Raw genomic sequence first — 14,837 nt, 5'->3', positions numbered from 1 at the left:
ACCAGGAGGACGCACATCACCATGAGCGAATCCGACCCCGCACCGGCCTGGCTGGTCATCACCACGCTGGACGACCCCGACGCCGCCGAGCGCCTGGCCGGCCACCTGGTCGAGGCCGGCCGCGCCGCCTGCGTGCACATGCTCCCGCCCGGCCGCTCGATCTATCAGTGGCAGGGCCGCATCGAGATCGACAGCGAAGTCACCCTGCTGATCAAGACCTCGCGCGAGGCCTGGCCCGAACTTCGGGCCACCCTGCACGATCAACATCCGTACGACACGCCCGAAATCATCGCCCTGCCGATCGAGGACGGACTGCCCGACTACCTGGACTGGATCCACGAATGCACCCGATGAACCTCCGTTACTGGCTTGCCGCCCTGTTCACCGCGCTGTTGCTGCTGCCCGGAGTGGCCGCGGCACAGTTCGGCATGGACGACGACCTGCTCGACCCGGACGACGCCTTCGCGATCAGTGCCGAGGCGGTGGATGAATCCACCATCCGCCTGACCTGGGACATCGCGGACGAGTACTACATGTACCGCGAGCAGTTCGAATTCGAACCGGAAAGCCCCGGTCTGGAACTGGGCGATCCGGCGATCCCGGACGGCGAGATCAAGGAAGACGAGTTCTTCGGGCGGGTCGAGACCTATCGCGGCGAGGTCAGCATCGAGCTGCCGGTACTGGCCGCCGAAAACGAGACCATCGAGCTGACCGCACGCTCGCAGGGCTGCGCGGATGCCGGCATCTGTTACCCGCCGCACTTCCAGACCGTCTCGATCACCCTGCCGGGCCTGCCGGGTGACGCCGAGGCCGAGGCCGACACCACGGCGGCCGAGGAAGGCGCACTGGACGAGCTCGGCCAGATGTCCGGCGACCTCGCCGGGGACGAGGACCTGCTCGACCCCGAGGATGCGTTCGCCGCCTCCGCCGAGGCGATCAGCCAGAACGCCGTGGTGCTGCGCTTCGACATCGCCGACGGCTACTATCTCTACCGCGACCAGCTGGACGTGCGCGTCGCCGAAGGGGAAGGCATCGAGCTGGGCAACATCAGCCCGCCGGACGGCGAACTGCACGAAGACGAGTTCTTCGGCGAGACCCGCATCTTCCGCGACGAGGTGGAAATCCTGGTGCCGGTGCAGCGCGATGCCGACGACGTCGCCGACATCGTGCTGGCGGTGGACTACCAGGGCTGTGCGGACGCGGGTATCTGCTACCCGCCGCTGACTCAGGAAGTCGCGGTCAGCTTTGCCGCCGATCTGGCCGCGGAGGCCGACACGGCCGCCCTGCCGGACGAAGGCGAGCCCGCGCCGGAGGACGACGACGCCGTCGCCCCGCCGGCCTCGGAACAGGACCGCATCGCGGCGCAGCTGGCCGACGGGCGCGTGTGGCTGGTGGCCCTGGCGTTCTTCGGCTTCGGCCTGCTGCTGACCTTCACGCCGTGCGTGTTCCCGATGATCCCGATCCTGTCCAACATCATCCTGGGCCAGAAGGAGATGAACACCCGCAAGGCGTTCTTCATCTCGCTGGTGTTCGTGCTCGCGATGGCGCTCACTTACACCGTAGCCGGGGTGCTGGCGGGCATGGCCGGGGCCAACCTGCAGGCCGCCTTCCAGAACCCCTGGATCATCGGCACCTTCGTCGCCATCTTCATCGCTCTGTCGATGTCGATGTTCGGCTTCTACGACCTGCAGATGCCGGCAGGCGTGCAGAGCAAGCTGTCGAACATCAGCAACCGGCAGGAAGGCGGCACCCTGTTCGGCGCCGGTATCATGGGCTTCCTCTCGGCCCTGATCGTCGGGCCGTGCGTCACCGCACCGCTGCTGGGAGCCCTGCTCTACATCAGCCAGACCGGCGACGCCGTGCTGGGCGGGATCGCCCTGTTCTCGCTGAGCATGGGCATGGGCGCCCCCCTCCTGGCGATCGGCACCTCGGCCGGACGCCTGCTGCCGAAGGCCGGCCCGTGGATGGATACCATCAAGGCGGTGTTCGGCGTGGGCCTGCTGGCCATGGGCATCTGGCTGCTGGAACGGGTCATCCCGGGCGAAGTGGCGATGTTCCTGTGGGCCACCCTGTTCATCGTGGTCGCGGTGTACATGGGGGCGCTGCAGAGCCTGCCCGAAGGCAAGTCCGGCTGGCACACCCTGTGGAAGGGGATCGGCCTGGTGATCCTGATCTACGGCATCCTGCTGATGCTGGGGGCGGCCACCGGCGGCAAGGACATGACCCGCCCGCTGGCGACCCTCAGTCAGCCCGCCGTCTCCACCGCGGACGGCGGACCGACGGAGATGGAGTTCACCTACATCGACAGCCTGGAAGACCTGGAACGCGAGGTGGAACAGGCCGCCTCACGCGGCGAACCAGTCTTCCTCGATTTCTACGCAGACTGGTGCGTGGACTGCGTGCGCCTGGACCGCACCACCTTCCAGGATCCCGAGGTCATCCGGGCCACCGCGGACGTTCATCTGCTGAAGGCCGACGTCACCGACAACACCTCGGAACACCGCGAGCTGATGCAGCACTTCGAGCTGTTCGGCCCGCCCGCGATGGTGTTCTACGACCGCGACGGCGAACCGCTGCCGCAGTTCCGCCGCGTCGGTTACCTGAACGCGCGCGAGTTCCTCGACCACCTGGACAATGCCCTGGGGGTACGCCCGTGATCGGAAACCGATTCTGGCCCGCAATGGCGCTCGGGCTGCTCGCCCCGGCCCTGACTGCCTGTCTGGATAACAACCAGTCCAGCAACACCGCGACCGGCGGCGACCCGCAAGTCGACGCCGCCGATATCGCGGGGTCCGGCGACACCCCCGCCGGCGACTCGCGCGTCGACTTCACCCTGCCGGACCTGGACGGTAATCCACAGACCTTCAGCCAGTGGGACGGCGACCTGGTGGTGCTCAACTTCTGGGCCACCTGGTGCCCGCCGTGCAAGAAGGAAATGCCGCTGTTCCAGGAGACCTGGGAACAGCACCGCGACGAGGATTTCAACATCGTCGCGGTCGCCGTGGACGAACAGTCGGCCACCGAACAGTTCGTCGCCACCTACGGCATCGAATTCCCGATCCTGATCGGGCAGGACGAAGCCATGGAGATCCAGACTGAATACGGGAACCGGATCGGGGCCCTGCCCTACACCGTGGTCATCGACCGCAACGGCACCATCCGCGCGACCCATCGCGGCGAGGTCACCGAAGACGACCTTGACGGCTGGCTCGAACAGTATCTCTGAGCCGGTCGCTCTCTCGCGTGGCCACGCGGCGGTGCTGGACACCCCGCCCGCCCTGCGGCAGAATCGCGGCAGTGGATTCGCCGGCATGTTCCGGCGTGTTCGCCCCCATTCACGCCCGGATCGCCGCCGATTCCTGTCATGGCCACCATCCTGCTGCTCAACGGCCCCAACCTGAACCTGCTGGGACAGCGGGAGCCGGAGCGCTACGGCCATACCACCCTGGCGGACATCGAATCGGAACTGGGCGCTCGGGCGCACGCCGCGGGCGTGAGCCTTGACCACTTTCAGAGCAATCATGAAGGGGCCCTGATCGACCGCATCCACGCGGCCCCTGCCGAGGGTGTGCGCCGCATACTGATCAACCCGGGCGGGCTGACCCACACCAGCGTCAGCCTGCGTGACGCCCTGCTGGGGGTCGCGATCCCGTTCTACGAGATCCACATCAGCAACGTCCATGCCCGCGAGGCGTTCCGGCAGACATCGCTGCTGGCCGACGTCGCCGCCGCCACCCTGGCCGGTTTCGGCCCGCGGGGCTACCGGCTGGCGCTGGACGCGGCGATTGCAGCCATCAAGGAGTCATAGGCAACCATGGATATCCGCAAGGTCAAGAAACTGATCGACCTGCTCGAAGAGAGCGGGATCCACGAGATCGAGATCAACGAGGGCGAGGAGTCGGTGCGCATCACCCGTTCGCCCGGGGGCGTACCCCAGGCACAGCCCGCACCGATGCCGGCCGCCGCGCCACCGCCCGCACCGCCCGCTCCCGCGGCCGCGGCCGAGGAAGCAGCGGCGGAAGAACCCGCGGAACTCGAGGGCCACCGCGTGACCGCGCCCATGGTCGGCACCTTCTACCGCGCCCCCAGCCCCGGCGCCACGCCGTTCGTCGAGGTCGGACAGCAGGTGGAGGTGGGCGACACCCTGTGCATCATCGAGGCGATGAAGATGCTCAACCCGCTGGAAGCGGACCAGGCCGGCACCGTCCGCCAGATCCTGGTGGAGAATGGCAATCCGGTGGAATACGGCCAGCCGCTGTTCATCATCGCGTGAGCCTTCACCGTCTTCGCCGAACACAGGTCCGAGCATGTTTGAAAAAATCCTGATCGCCAATCGCGGCGAAATCGCCCTGCGGGTCCTGCGCGCCTGCCGCGAGATGGGCATCGCCACCGTAGCCGTACACTCCGACGCCGACCGTGACCTCAAGCACGTGCGCCTGGCCGACGAGTCGGTCTGCATCGGCCCCGCCCCCTCGAACGAGAGCTATCTCAACATCCCGGCACTGATCGCCGCGGCCGAGGTGACCGACGCCGGCGCCCTCCATCCGGGCTACGGCTTCCTGTCGGAAAATGCCGATTTCGCCGAACGGGTCGAATCCAGCGGCTTCGCCTTCATCGGCCCGCGGGCCGAGACCATCCGCCTGATGGGCGACAAGGTCTCCGCCAAGCAGTCCATGCTCTCGGCCGGCGTTCCCTGTGTGCCCGGTTCCGGGGGAGCTCTGAGCGAGGAGCCCGAGGCCAACCTTCAGCTGGCCCGGGAGATCGGCTACCCGGTCATCGTGAAGGCCGCCGCCGGCGGCGGTGGCCGCGGGATGCGCGTGGTGCACACCGAGGGTGCGCTGCTTAACGCGATCTCCCTGACCCGCAACGAGGCCCGTCAGGGCTTCGGCGACGACACCCTGTACATGGAGAAATTCCTCGAGCGCCCGCGCCACGTGGAGTTCCAGATCCTCGCGGACACCCACGGCAACGCGGTGTGCCTGGGCGAGCGCGACTGCTCCATGCAGCGCCGCCACCAGAAGGTGATCGAGGAGGCCCCGGCCCCGGAGATCACCGACACCCAGCGCCGCGACATGAGCGAACGCCTGATCCGCGCCTGCCAGGAGATCGGCTATCGTGGCGCCGGGACCTTCGAGTTCCTGTACGAGGACGGGCAGTTCTTCTTCATCGAGATGAACACCCGGCTGCAGGTCGAGCACACGGTGACCGAGGAGGTCACCGGCATCGACCTGGTGCGCGAACAGATCCGCATCGCCGCCGGAGAACCGCTGGGCATTACTCAGGACGACGTCACCATCCACGGCCATGCGATCGAGTGCCGCATCAACGCCGAGGACCCCGCAACCTTCGTCCCGAGCCCCGGCACCATCCAGCAGTATCACGCGCCGGGCGGCCCCGGGATCCGCATGGACACGCATATCTACAACGGCTACGCGGTCCCGCCGCATTACGACTCCATGGTCGGCAAGCTGATTGCCCACGGCACCACGCGCGACATCGCCATCGCGCGCATGCGCGGCGCCCTCGGCGAAATCATCGTCGACGGCATCCGCACCAACATCAGCCTGCACTCCGATCTGATGAACGACGCCAACTTCCAGCGGGGTGCCACCGACATCCACTACCTGGAAAAGAAGCTGAAGACACACTGAGGGCCGCATGAGTCTTGCCGAACTGGAATGCCGGGCCGAACCCGGCGATGCCGAGGCCCTGGAAGAGCTGCTGTTCGAGCTGGGTGCAGTCAGCGTAGAGCTGTTCGATGCGGCCGACGAACCCCTGTTCGAGCCACCACCGGGCACCCACCCGCTGTGGTCGGACATCCGCCTGAAGGCCGTGTTTTCCGACCGCACCGCGGCGGAGCTGGCCTCGGCCTCGATGCTCCAGCGCGACCCCGCCCCGTCCGAGCTGCAGGTCACCGACATTACCGACCAGGACTGGGTACGCGCGGGCCTGGACGGGCTGGAGGCCATCCACTGCGGCGGGCCGCTGTGGATCGTGCCTTCGTGGGAGGAACAGCCGGACGTCGAGGACGGGGTCTTCGTGCACCTCGACCCCGGCCTGGCCTTCGGCACCGGCAACCACCCGACCACCGCCATGTGCCTGACCGCGCTGGCGGAGGATCCGCCGCGTGACCTCGAGGTTCTGGACTACGGCTGCGGCTCCGGGATCCTCGCGATCGCCGCGCTCAAGCTTGGGGCGCGCCACGCCCTCGGGATCGACAACGATCCCCAGGCGGTCCAGGCCACCGAATCCAACGCGGCCGCCAACGGCATCGGCAGCGACCGTCTGCAGGCCGGGCTCACCGATCACCCGCTGCCCGAGGGCGGCTCCGATCTGGTGCTGGCCAACATCCTCACCCGCCCGCTGATCGAACTGGCCCCGGAGCTCACCGCGGCCACGCGCCCGGGCGGGCGCATCCTGATGGCCGGACTGCTGGATCGTCAGGCGGAAGAGGTCATGGAGGCCTATGCCCATGCATTCGACATCGGTGTCCGCGATTCCCGCGATGGCTGGGCCCTGCTGGACGGTCGCCGCCGCACGTAACCGGCCGGCGAAGTATTCGCCCGCCGCTCGCCGGCACAACGGGCGGTCCGGATAATGCTCGCCCGCTGCCCGCATTGCAGCGTTGCCCACGTCGTGACCCGCCCTCCGGGGAACGAGAGCCACGGACACGTGCGTTGCGAAGCCTGCGGCCGGGCGTTCGCATTCTTCCCGGCGCTGGAGATCGCACCGGCCGGAGAGCCGGTCAGCGGGCCCGGAGTGCAGCCCGTCCGGAGGCTGCACGAATACCCCCGCACGCCGACCGACTCCGACTCCGACTCCGACTGCGCGGACGCGGCCCCGACCACGGCATCACGGGCCAGCGGCAACTTGGACGCCCCGACCAGGCTCTTCGCATCGACCCCGGAGTGGAACCCATCCCCGGAACCCGAGCCGGAACACCCCGCGCCCGCCGATTCGCCCGAGCGGGCTCACGCGTCAGCACCCGCCGCACCGGCCCCATCGCTCCGCACAAGATCCCGGCGCTCGCGTGCCCACAGCCGGGGCGCAATGCTGGCCGGGCTGCTCCTGCTGGGCCTGATCTTCCAGTTACTGACTTTCCCGCCCCGCGCCATCACGCAAGAGCCCGCGCTGGAGACCCTGCGGAGCTCGCTCTGCGATCGCCTGCGCTGCCCCGAACGCGCCCATCGCGCGCCCGAGTCCGTTCGCGTCTCCAGCCCATCCCTGCACCCGGCCGGCGCAGGCAGCGGCCGCTGGCTCATCTTCGAGCTCTACAACCACGAATCACGCGCTCAGGCCTGGCCGCTGCTGGATATCGCCCTGTCGGACACTCTGGGCCGCACCCATGCCCGCGAGCGCATCCACCCGCGGGTCTATGCCCCCGGCGATGATCCCCCCCTGCAAATAGCCGCCCACCTGCCCTGGCCCGTCGCCCTGCGCATACGCACCGAGCACCCGCGCCTGAGCGGGGTCCACGTCCGGCCCCGCTGACGCGGATTCCTGCGCCGGGCGTCCGGGCTGCTAAACTGACGGCATGCAGCTCGGCCCCCACCATTTCTCCGACCCGCCGGTCTTCCTCGCGCCCATGGCCGGGGTCAGCGACCGGCCTTTCCGCCTGCTCGCACGACGCATGGGGGCCAGCGCGGCGGTCTCGGAGATGGTCACCTCGCAGCAAAACCTGTGGGACAGCGCCAAGAGCCGGCACCGCCTGGATCACGCGGCCGAACCGTCACCGCGCATCGTCCAGCTGCTGGGCAACGAGCCCGGGGCCCTGGCCGAAGCAGCGCGTGAAAACGTCGCCCGCGGTGCCGATATCATCGACCTCAACCTGGGGTGCCCGGCCAAGAAGGTCTGCAGCCGCGCCGCCGGCTCGGCCCTGATGGGCGATACCGGGCTGGTCCGCGAACTACTGCAGGCCCTGACGGAAAACACCGGCGTCCCCGTCACCCTGAAGATGCGCCTGGGTCTGGACGCCGAACGCATGAACGCGGAAACCATTGCCGGGATCGCCGCGGAGGCCGGGATCGCGATGCTCACGGTCCATGGGCGCACCCGCGCGGCGGGCTACCGCGGTGCGGCCGATTACGACGCGATCGCCCGGGTGGTGGCCGCCACCGCCCTGCCGGTGCTGGCCAATGGCGATATCCGCGGCATGGAGGATGCCCGACGGGCCCTCGCCCGCACCGGCGCCACCGGGGTCATGATCGGACGCGGCGCCCAGGGACGCCCGTGGCTGCCGGGACGGATCCGCGCCGCACTGGCCGGTGAGCCCCTCCCGGCCGAACCCGGACCGGCGGAAATCGCGGCGCTGATGCGCGAGCACGTCGCCGCACTGCACCGGCAATATGGTCCGCATCAGGGCGTACGTATCGCCCGCAAGCACCTCGGCTGGTATCTTGAGCAGCTGGGGAGAGGCGAGGCAGCCACCCGCGCACTGCGGGCCGAGCTGTTCGCCCTGGAGGACGCCGGCGAACAGCTCCGGCGCCTCGAGGCAATCATTCCATCAGGCGATTCGCCTGCGGACGATTCTGGCAGGGCTGCATGAGCACGAACGGGTATTCCGCACGTCGCAAGGAGGGCAACGGACAGGCGTGGCCAGGGAGCGATCCGGCCGGCGAGGCGGAATCGGAAAGCGTGCTTGCGCAATCCGTACGCCAGGCCATGGAAGAATACTTCGACACCCTCGACGGCCAGTCCAGCCACGACCTCTACGCCCTGGTGATGGAGGAGGTCGAACGTCCGCTGCTGGCCAGCGTTCTGGAGCGCTGCGGCTACAACCAGAGTCGCACGGCGGCCGTGCTGGGCCTCAACCGCGCAACCCTGCGCAAGAAACTGCGCAGCCACGGGCTGCTGGAAAGCTAACTCCCGTCAGCTCCAGCCGAGGCGTTCGCGCAGGGTGGCGTGCAGCTCGGGGGTGCCCGCCGCCAGCACCGTGCCGGTGTCCAGGTCCAGCTCGCCGCCGGCGAGATCGGTGAATGTCCCGCCCGCTTCACGCACGATCACCGCCAGTGCCGCGATGTCGAGGATGTTCACGTCCGACTCCACGATGCAGTCGATGCTGCCGCGGGCCAGGAGGTGATAGTGATAGAAGTCGCCGTAGCCGCGGACGCGGTTGACCTCGGCGACGATCCCGCCCAGCGCGTTCCAGCAGTCGCCGCGTGCCGCCAGCGAGCGCAGGTTGCCGGTGGAAAGGGTCGCGCGGTCCACCGCGGTGATGCCCTTCTCCACACCGATGCGCTCGCCGTTGAGGAACGCCCCCTGCCCCTTCTCGGCCCAGGCGCGCTCGCCGAACTGCGGCCCGTTCGACAGCCCCAGGACCAGCTCGCCCTTGTACATCAGCGCGATCTGGGTGGAGAAGAACGGGTACCGCCGGACGAAGCTCTTGGTGCCGTCGATCGGGTCGATCAGCCACACATAATCGGAATCCATGTCCGACTGCCCGGTCTCCTCGCCGTAGAAGCCGTGATCCGGGAAACGTTCGCGGATGACGGAGCGGATCGCCTCTTCGCTCTCCACGTCGGCACGAGTGACCGGCGTGTCATCGGCCTTGGTTTCAACGTCCACGCCGTGTTCGTAGTAGTGACGGATCACCTTCTCGGCGGCGTCGGCCGCAGCCTGCGCGGCTTCCAGGAACGGGCTTGCCTGCATGTTCTCGGTCCTCGGGGAAAAGTCGCTATCGTAGCAGGAGCGGCACGACGCGACGAACCCGCCATGATTGCGGGCGGTTGTGGCCGGACGGGGCAGCCCCGATAATGCCGCCGATTCATCCGAGGAGCCCGGCATGTCCAGGAAACTGCCCGACGTGAGCAATATCGAACGCCTCGAACTGTTTGGCGAGGACTACAACCCCACCGCCACCATCGAGAACCAGGAGGGCCAGAAGCTCTCCCTGCAGGTGTACTACCAGCTGGCGCTGGATTTCGGCGGCATCGGTCCCAAGGCGGCCAATTCCGGTCTGCTGATGTACGGCAGCCATGCCGACGACGCCCGCGCCAACCCGGGCAGGCACCCCAACATCGACCGTCTGATCGACATCCTCGAGAACGACTACTACCTGTCGGTGAAGGCGGTCCCCAGGCGCAAGCGCAACGCCGGCTGACTCAGCCCGCCACGACCCGGTTGGTGAACGCCAGCCGCCAGCCCCGCCCCGGCTGACGGTGGATACGCGTGAGGCTGGCGTAGTCGCAGTCGAGCTGGAACAGGTGGCCGTCCGGCACGGCCATCACGCCGCCGACCAGCGCGCGGATCACGCCGGCGTGGACCACCAGCAGCACGTGTTCGTCGGACCGGCCGGGCCCTTCCACGCTCTCGGCAAAGGCCGCCGCAACCCGCTGACGAAACGCATCCAGCATCTCCGCCCCCTCCGGCCGGTTGTGCTCGGGGTCGGCGTAAAAGGCGCGGTATTCCTCCGGGCGCTCCGCCTGCAGCTGGGCGCGGGTGCGCCCCTCCCAGGCACCGAAGCCGATCTCGCGCAGATCATGCACCGCGGCCAACGGCAGATCGCGTTCGTGCGCCAGATGCTCGGCGAAGGCCCGGCAGCGGACCAGCGGCGAGGTCAAAATCCGCCGCCACCCGGTCTCGGTGGCCGCGGCGCGCTGCATCTGCCACCAGCCGGTCTCGCTCAGGGGATCGTCGCAGCCGTGGCCGCGAAACCGCTGGCCGCCGGCCGGCTCTCCGTGTCGCATCAGGTCCACGATCATGTTGCTTGCTCCAGCAGGGCGTACAGGTGCGTCCAGTCGAAATACGGACCCGGATCCGTCTTGCGTTCCGGGGCGATGTCGCAGTGCCCGGCCAGGGCATCCGGGGCGATCGCCGGATAGCGGCCGCGCAGCCAGCGGACCAGGGTCGCCAGCTCACGGTACTGCACCGCGGTGAACGGGGTATCGTCATCGCCTTCCAGCTCGATCCCGATCGAAAAGTCGTTGCAGCGCTCGCGCCCGCGCCACGCCGAGACCCCGGCGTGCCAGGCGCGCCGGGCAAACGGGACAAACTGGACGGCACGACCCTCGCGGTCGATGAATACATGCGCCGACACGCGCAGGCCATGGATTTCGGCGAAATACGGATGCGCCGCCGGGTCGAGGCGGTTATGGAACAGTGCCTCCACGTGCGGGCCGCCGAATTCCCCCGGCGGCAGACTGATCGCGTGCACCACGATCAGCTCAGGCTGCACCCCGGCCGGGCGCGCATCCTGATTCGGACTTTCGCTGGGCCGCGCCAGCGGCCACCAGTCCTTCGCCACGGGCACGTCCGCCGCGCTCATGGTGCTTCCTCCGGCGGCAGACGCAGGCGCGCCTGCAGGGCCTCGCGCAGCAGCGGCACGCGCGGCGGGGTCTGCAGCGGCCCGTGGTATTCCCCGTCCACGAACACGAACAGCGCCGGCAGGTGGAAAACCTCGAATTCGCGCACCAGTGCGGTGTCGACCTCCGCGTCCACGCAGAACAGCGCCGGGGGATCGGCGTCCACCTGCCAGCGCCGCAGGGCGTCGCCCATCGCGTGACAGGCGCTGCATCCTCGCCGGGTGAAGAGGACAACGGCAGCACCCGGCACCTCCTGCAGACAGTGATGGAAACCGCCTGCATCCAGGGCCGGCAGGTCCCCGGAAGCACCCGGCTTGTCGGCACTGGACGATTGCGACACGCTGCCTCCACGACACGCCCGCGGGGAAACTCGCCGCGGGGCTTTATGATCAATGACGCGTGGGGTAGTTTACGCGCCCGCGTCCCGAGGAAGCGACCCGCCGGTGTCCGAACAGCTCAATCCCCAGCAACATGCCGCCGTCTCCACCACCGACCGTCCGCTGCTGGTACTGGCCGGCGCGGGCTCGGGCAAGACCCGCGTGATCACCGAGAAGATCGCGCACCTGGTGGAGAAACGCGGCCTGGGCGCGCGCCAGATCGTCGCGATCACCTTCACCAACAAGGCCGCGCGCGAGATGCGCGAGCGGGTGCAGGGCCGGCTGTCGCGGGAACAGAGCCGCGGGCTGGGCGTGTCCACCTTTCACACCTTCGGCCTGCAGTTCCTGCGCCGCGAACTGGCGGCCACCGGCCTGCGCCCGGGCTTCTCCATCCTCGACCCCGGCGACTGTCGCCAGCTGCTGCGCGAGATCACCCACCGCGACGACACCGCGGCCGAGGTGGATGACCTGATCGGCCACATCAGCCGCTGGAAGAACGACCTGCTGACCCCCGACGAGGCGCTGGCCGAGGCCAGCCAGGCGGGCGACGAAGCCCCCGGGGCCCTGCTCGCGGCCAACCTCTACCCGCGCTATGAACAGGCCCTGCGTGCCTACAACGCAGTGGATTTCGACGACCTGATCAAGCGCCCGGTGGACTGCCTGCGCGCGGACGCCGACCTGCGCAACCGCTGGCAGGACCGCATCCGCCACCTGCTGGTGGACGAATATCAGGACACCAACTCCGCGCAGTACCAGCTGGTGCGCCTGCTGGTCGGGGTCAGCGACGGCCTGACCGTGGTCGGCGACGACGACCAGTCGATCTATGCCTGGCGCGGCGCGCGCCCGGAGAACCTCGCGCGCCTGCAGCAGGACTTTCCGCGTCTGGAAGTGGTCAAGCTGGAGCAGAACTACCGCTCCACCAACCGCATCCTGGCCACCGCCAACGCGCTGATCGCCAACAACCCGCACGTATTCGAGAAGCGCCTGTGGAGCGCGCTGGGCGAGGGCGAGAAGGTCGAGGTGATCGACTGCGCGGACTCCGACGCCGAGGCCGCGCGGGTGGTCTCCGAGCTGATGCGGCGGCGCTTCCGCCTGAACGCCGGCTGGGGCGATTTCGCCATCCTCTACCGCAGCAACCACCAGTCGCGGGTGTTCGAGAAGCTGCTGCGCGAACAGGGCATCCCCTACCGCCTGAGCGGCGGGCAGTCGTTCTTCGAGAAGGCCGAGATCAAGGACCTGGTCGCCTACCTGCGCCTGCTGGCGAACCCGGACGACAACACCGCCTTCCTGCGCGTGGTCAACGTGCCGCGCCGCGAGATCGGCCCGGCGACCCTGGAAAAGCTCGGCCAGTATGCCAACCAGCGCGGTGTCTCGCTGCTGCAGGCCGCGCGCGGGGCGGGCCTGGCCGAATACATGGACGAGCGTGCCCGGGCGCGTCTGGAACGCTTCGTCGACTGGGTCGACGGCTTCCGCGCACGCGCGGCCGAGGAGGCCCCGGATGCCCTGCTGCGCGCGCTGGTCGAGGACATCGACTACGAATCCTGGCTGCTGGACAACAGCGCGAACCCGCGCGCCGCCACCCGGCGCATGGAACAGGTGCGCGAGTTCATCGACTGGGTCGCACGCCTGGCCGGCTCGCGCGCGCCGGAGGCCGAGTACGGCGACGAAACCGCCGACGACGAGAGCGGCATGGAGCTGGCCGACATCGTGAACCGCATCAGCCTGATGGACATCCTCGACCGCAACCGCGATGCCCAGGACGACACCGAGGCGGTGCAGCTGCTGACCCTGCACACCGCCAAGGGCCTGGAGTTCCCGCACGTGTGCCTGGTCGGCTTCGAGGAGGAGCTGCTGCCGCACCGCGTGAGCCTGGAGGACGACGCCATCGAAGAGGAGCGCCGCCTGGCCTACGTCGGGCTGACCCGCGCGCAGCAGACCCTGCTGATCACCTACGCGCGCAGCCGCAAGCGCTACGGCGAGACCCTCGACTGCGAACCCTCGCGCTTTCTCGACGAGCTGCCCGAAGAACACCTCGACTGGCCCGACGCGAAGCCGCCGGACCCGGAGACCCAGCAGCTCACCGCGCGCGCCCACCTCGCCGGGCTCAAGGCCATGCTGGAGAAGTGATCAGTCCTTCTTCAGCAACTTGAGGCCGACCCGGGTGATGCGCGCGCCGTCCATCTCCCGCACCACCAGGCGCGTGGGCCCGAGGTCCACATAGTCGCCCACCACCGGCTCGGTCTGCAGTTCGGCGCGCAGAAAGGCCTCCAGGGTCTCGCCCTGACGTTCGGACGGTACCGGCGCGCCGTAGGTCATGCCCACGGCCCCCAGCAGGGCATCGCCGTTGAGGGCAAACTCCCCGAACACGCTGCGCTCGGTCAGGCGTTCCGGCACCTCTTCCTGCGGCACGAACAGGCGGTCCAGGTCCGGCAGATCGGCCGGCGCGACCATGATGTAGAGATGGTCGCCGGCCTGCAGGTCCAGCAGTTCCAGGGTCTCCAGCAGCTGGCCTTCCCGCAGATGCGCGACCACGCGGGCCGAACCGGGCAGACGGAAACCGGACCAGGCCTCGCGCACCACCGGGGTGGTCTCCGCCAGCCGGTAGCCCACCAGCTCCATCTCCTGCTGCCCCGGGATATCCAGCTCGGTGCGCTGGACCCGGGCGGTGGTCGGCGGCAGCTCCAGACCCAGCCAGCGCGCCGAGGAGGCCACGGTCCAGCCCTGCACCATCAGCGAGATCAGCACCACGAAGAACACCACGTGGAAGAAGTATTCCGCCAGTTCCAGCCCCGCCAGCAGCGGGAACAGCGCGAGGATGATGGGCACCGCCCCGCGCAGTCCGACCCAGGCGATGAACAGCTGCTCGCGCCACGGGAAGCGGAACGGGTACAGGCACAGCGCGACCGCCAGCGGGCGGGCCAGCAGGATCAGCACCAGCGCCACCAGGCCCGCATCCAGCGCCACCGGGGGCAGCTCCGAGGGCGTGACGATCATCCCCAGCATCAGGAACATGCCGATCTGCGCCAGGGCCGCGATGCCATCATGGAAACGCTTGATGTTCTGCGAGGCCTCCAGCGGCCGATTGCCCAGCAGCAGCCCGGCGAGATATACCGCGAGGAAGCCCGATCCGCCCACCATGCCGGTCAGGCCGAAGATCGCC

Annotated in this window: 17 protein-coding genes; 12 read left to right on the top strand and 5 right to left on the bottom strand. The window is 68.7% G+C overall.

Annotation, left to right across the window (positions count from 1 at the left end; all coding sequences use genetic code 11):
- Positions 1 to 21: 21 nt before the first annotated feature.
- The 10 genes from cutA to B1A74_RS13395 all read left to right on the top strand — a co-directional run bounded on the left by cutA (position 22) and on the right by B1A74_RS13395 (position 8,862).
- Positions 22 to 354 carry a divalent-cation tolerance protein CutA gene (cutA, locus tag B1A74_RS13440; protein WP_077244926.1) on the top strand — a complete coding sequence of 111 codons (333 nt, stop codon included), beginning with the start codon at positions 22 to 24 and terminating at the stop codon, positions 352 to 354.
- Positions 342 to 2,657 carry a protein-disulfide reductase DsbD gene (locus B1A74_RS13435; protein ID WP_077244925.1) on the top strand — a complete coding sequence of 772 codons (2,316 nt, stop codon included), beginning with the start codon at positions 342 to 344 and terminating at the stop codon, positions 2,655 to 2,657. The genes cutA and B1A74_RS13435 overlap by 13 nt, the downstream gene beginning before the upstream one ends.
- Positions 2,654 to 3,226, top strand: coding sequence for a TlpA family protein disulfide reductase (locus B1A74_RS13430; protein ID WP_244269231.1), 573 nt, complete (start codon positions 2,654 to 2,656; stop codon positions 3,224 to 3,226). Before B1A74_RS13435 ends, B1A74_RS13430 begins: the two co-directional genes overlap by 4 nt.
- 138 nt (positions 3,227 to 3,364) lie before the next feature.
- Entirely contained in the window at positions 3,365 to 3,808 is a 444-nt protein-coding gene (aroQ, locus tag B1A74_RS13425; protein WP_077244923.1) for a type II 3-dehydroquinate dehydratase, read from the top strand.
- Between the two features lie 6 nt (positions 3,809 to 3,814).
- The gene (gene accB / locus B1A74_RS13420; RefSeq protein ID WP_018947492.1) at positions 3,815 to 4,273 is read left to right on the top strand and encodes an acetyl-CoA carboxylase biotin carboxyl carrier protein; all 459 of its coding nucleotides are present in this window, start codon (positions 3,815 to 3,817) and stop codon (positions 4,271 to 4,273) included.
- 34 nt (positions 4,274 to 4,307) lie between these two features.
- On the top strand, positions 4,308 to 5,651 hold the full coding sequence (gene accC, locus B1A74_RS13415; protein ID WP_024328274.1) for an acetyl-CoA carboxylase biotin carboxylase subunit: 1,344 nt from the start codon (positions 4,308 to 4,310) through the stop codon (positions 5,649 to 5,651).
- 7 nt (positions 5,652 to 5,658) lie between these two features.
- The gene (prmA, locus tag B1A74_RS13410) at positions 5,659 to 6,543 is read left to right on the top strand and encodes a 50S ribosomal protein L11 methyltransferase (RefSeq protein ID WP_077244922.1); all 885 of its coding nucleotides are present in this window, start codon (positions 5,659 to 5,661) and stop codon (positions 6,541 to 6,543) included.
- A gap of 507 nt (positions 6,544 to 7,050) precedes the next feature.
- On the top strand, positions 7,051 to 7,491 hold the full coding sequence (locus B1A74_RS14515) for a DUF3426 domain-containing protein (protein WP_244269230.1): 441 nt from the start codon (positions 7,051 to 7,053) through the stop codon (positions 7,489 to 7,491).
- Between the two features lie 43 nt (positions 7,492 to 7,534).
- Positions 7,535 to 8,545 carry a tRNA dihydrouridine synthase DusB gene (dusB, locus tag B1A74_RS13400; RefSeq protein WP_077244920.1) on the top strand — a complete coding sequence of 337 codons (1,011 nt, stop codon included), beginning with the start codon at positions 7,535 to 7,537 and terminating at the stop codon, positions 8,543 to 8,545.
- On the top strand, positions 8,542 to 8,862 hold the full coding sequence (locus tag B1A74_RS13395) for a helix-turn-helix domain-containing protein (protein WP_018947497.1): 321 nt from the start codon (positions 8,542 to 8,544) through the stop codon (positions 8,860 to 8,862). Before dusB ends, B1A74_RS13395 begins: the two co-directional genes overlap by 4 nt.
- 6 nt (positions 8,863 to 8,868) lie before the next feature.
- On the opposite strand, the gene B1A74_RS13390 is transcribed toward B1A74_RS13395, so the two are convergent.
- The gene (locus tag B1A74_RS13390; RefSeq protein WP_018947498.1) at positions 8,869 to 9,648 is read right to left on the bottom strand and encodes an inositol monophosphatase family protein; all 780 of its coding nucleotides are present in this window, start codon (positions 9,646 to 9,648) and stop codon (positions 8,869 to 8,871) included.
- Between the two features lie 133 nt (positions 9,649 to 9,781).
- On the opposite strand from B1A74_RS13390, the gene B1A74_RS13385 reads away from it, so the two are divergent.
- Positions 9,782 to 10,099, top strand: coding sequence for a DUF2322 family protein (locus tag B1A74_RS13385; RefSeq protein WP_077244919.1), 318 nt, complete (start codon positions 9,782 to 9,784; stop codon positions 10,097 to 10,099).
- Between the two features lies 1 nt (position 10,100).
- On the opposite strand, the gene B1A74_RS13380 is transcribed toward B1A74_RS13385, so the two are convergent.
- From B1A74_RS13380 to B1A74_RS13370, 3 genes are read right to left on the bottom strand one after another with little or no spacing between them, the layout of a single operon-like run.
- Positions 10,101 to 10,700 (bottom strand): histidine phosphatase family protein, encoded by a 600-nt coding sequence (locus tag B1A74_RS13380; RefSeq protein WP_077244918.1) that lies wholly within the window; start codon positions 10,698 to 10,700, stop codon positions 10,101 to 10,103.
- Entirely contained in the window at positions 10,697 to 11,263 is a 567-nt protein-coding gene (gene ampD, locus B1A74_RS13375) for a 1,6-anhydro-N-acetylmuramyl-L-alanine amidase AmpD (RefSeq protein ID WP_077244917.1), read from the bottom strand. Before ampD ends, B1A74_RS13380 begins: the two co-directional genes overlap by 4 nt.
- Positions 11,260 to 11,640, bottom strand: coding sequence for a YbbN family protein (locus tag B1A74_RS13370; protein WP_077244916.1), 381 nt, complete (start codon positions 11,638 to 11,640; stop codon positions 11,260 to 11,262). The genes ampD and B1A74_RS13370 overlap by 4 nt, the downstream gene beginning before the upstream one ends.
- A gap of 103 nt (positions 11,641 to 11,743) precedes the next feature.
- On the opposite strand from B1A74_RS13370, the gene B1A74_RS13365 reads away from it, so the two are divergent.
- Positions 11,744 to 13,804, top strand: a complete 2,061-nt coding sequence (locus B1A74_RS13365; protein WP_099050003.1) for a UvrD-helicase domain-containing protein — start codon at positions 11,744 to 11,746, stop codon at positions 13,802 to 13,804.
- On the opposite strand, the gene B1A74_RS13360 is transcribed toward B1A74_RS13365, so the two are convergent.
- Positions 13,805 to 14,837 (bottom strand): potassium/proton antiporter (locus B1A74_RS13360; RefSeq protein WP_077244914.1); only part of this gene is annotated, 1,033 nt, incomplete at its 5' end. It lies immediately after the preceding gene.

This window comes from Thioalkalivibrio halophilus (genome assembly GCF_001995255.1).
In the GTDB taxonomy this organism is placed as follows: domain Bacteria; phylum Pseudomonadota; class Gammaproteobacteria; order Ectothiorhodospirales; family Ectothiorhodospiraceae; genus Thioalkalivibrio; species Thioalkalivibrio halophilus.
The sequence above is the reverse complement of the archived record's forward strand: the minus strand, read 5'-3'. Positions and strand labels throughout refer to the sequence as shown.

Coding starts and splice junctions, on each gene's coding strand:
- B1A74_RS14515 (WP_244269230.1), top strand. CDS start 7,051: ATGCTGGCCGGGCTGCTCCTGCTGGGCCTGATCTTCCAGTTACTGACT.
- accB (WP_018947492.1), top strand. CDS start 3,815: ATGGATATCCGCAAGGTCAAGAAACTGATCGACCTGCTCGAAGAGAGC.
- ampD (WP_077244917.1), bottom strand. CDS start 11,263: ATGAGCGCGGCGGACGTGCCCGTGGCGAAGGACTGGTGGCCGCTGGCG.
- accC (WP_024328274.1), top strand. CDS start 4,308: ATGTTTGAAAAAATCCTGATCGCCAATCGCGGCGAAATCGCCCTGCGG.
- dusB (WP_077244920.1), top strand. CDS start 7,535: ATGCAGCTCGGCCCCCACCATTTCTCCGACCCGCCGGTCTTCCTCGCG.
- B1A74_RS13435 (WP_077244925.1), top strand. CDS start 342: ATGCACCCGATGAACCTCCGTTACTGGCTTGCCGCCCTGTTCACCGCG.
- aroQ (WP_077244923.1), top strand. CDS start 3,365: ATGGCCACCATCCTGCTGCTCAACGGCCCCAACCTGAACCTGCTGGGA.
- B1A74_RS13380 (WP_077244918.1), bottom strand. CDS start 10,700: ATGATCGTGGACCTGATGCGACACGGAGAGCCGGCCGGCGGCCAGCGG.
- cutA (WP_077244926.1), top strand. CDS start 22: ATGAGCGAATCCGACCCCGCACCGGCCTGGCTGGTCATCACCACGCTG.
- B1A74_RS13395 (WP_018947497.1), top strand. CDS start 8,542: ATGAGCACGAACGGGTATTCCGCACGTCGCAAGGAGGGCAACGGACAG.
- prmA (WP_077244922.1), top strand. CDS start 5,659: ATGAGTCTTGCCGAACTGGAATGCCGGGCCGAACCCGGCGATGCCGAG.
- B1A74_RS13390 (WP_018947498.1), bottom strand. CDS start 9,648: ATGCAGGCAAGCCCGTTCCTGGAAGCCGCGCAGGCTGCGGCCGACGCC.
- B1A74_RS13385 (WP_077244919.1), top strand. CDS start 9,782: ATGTCCAGGAAACTGCCCGACGTGAGCAATATCGAACGCCTCGAACTG.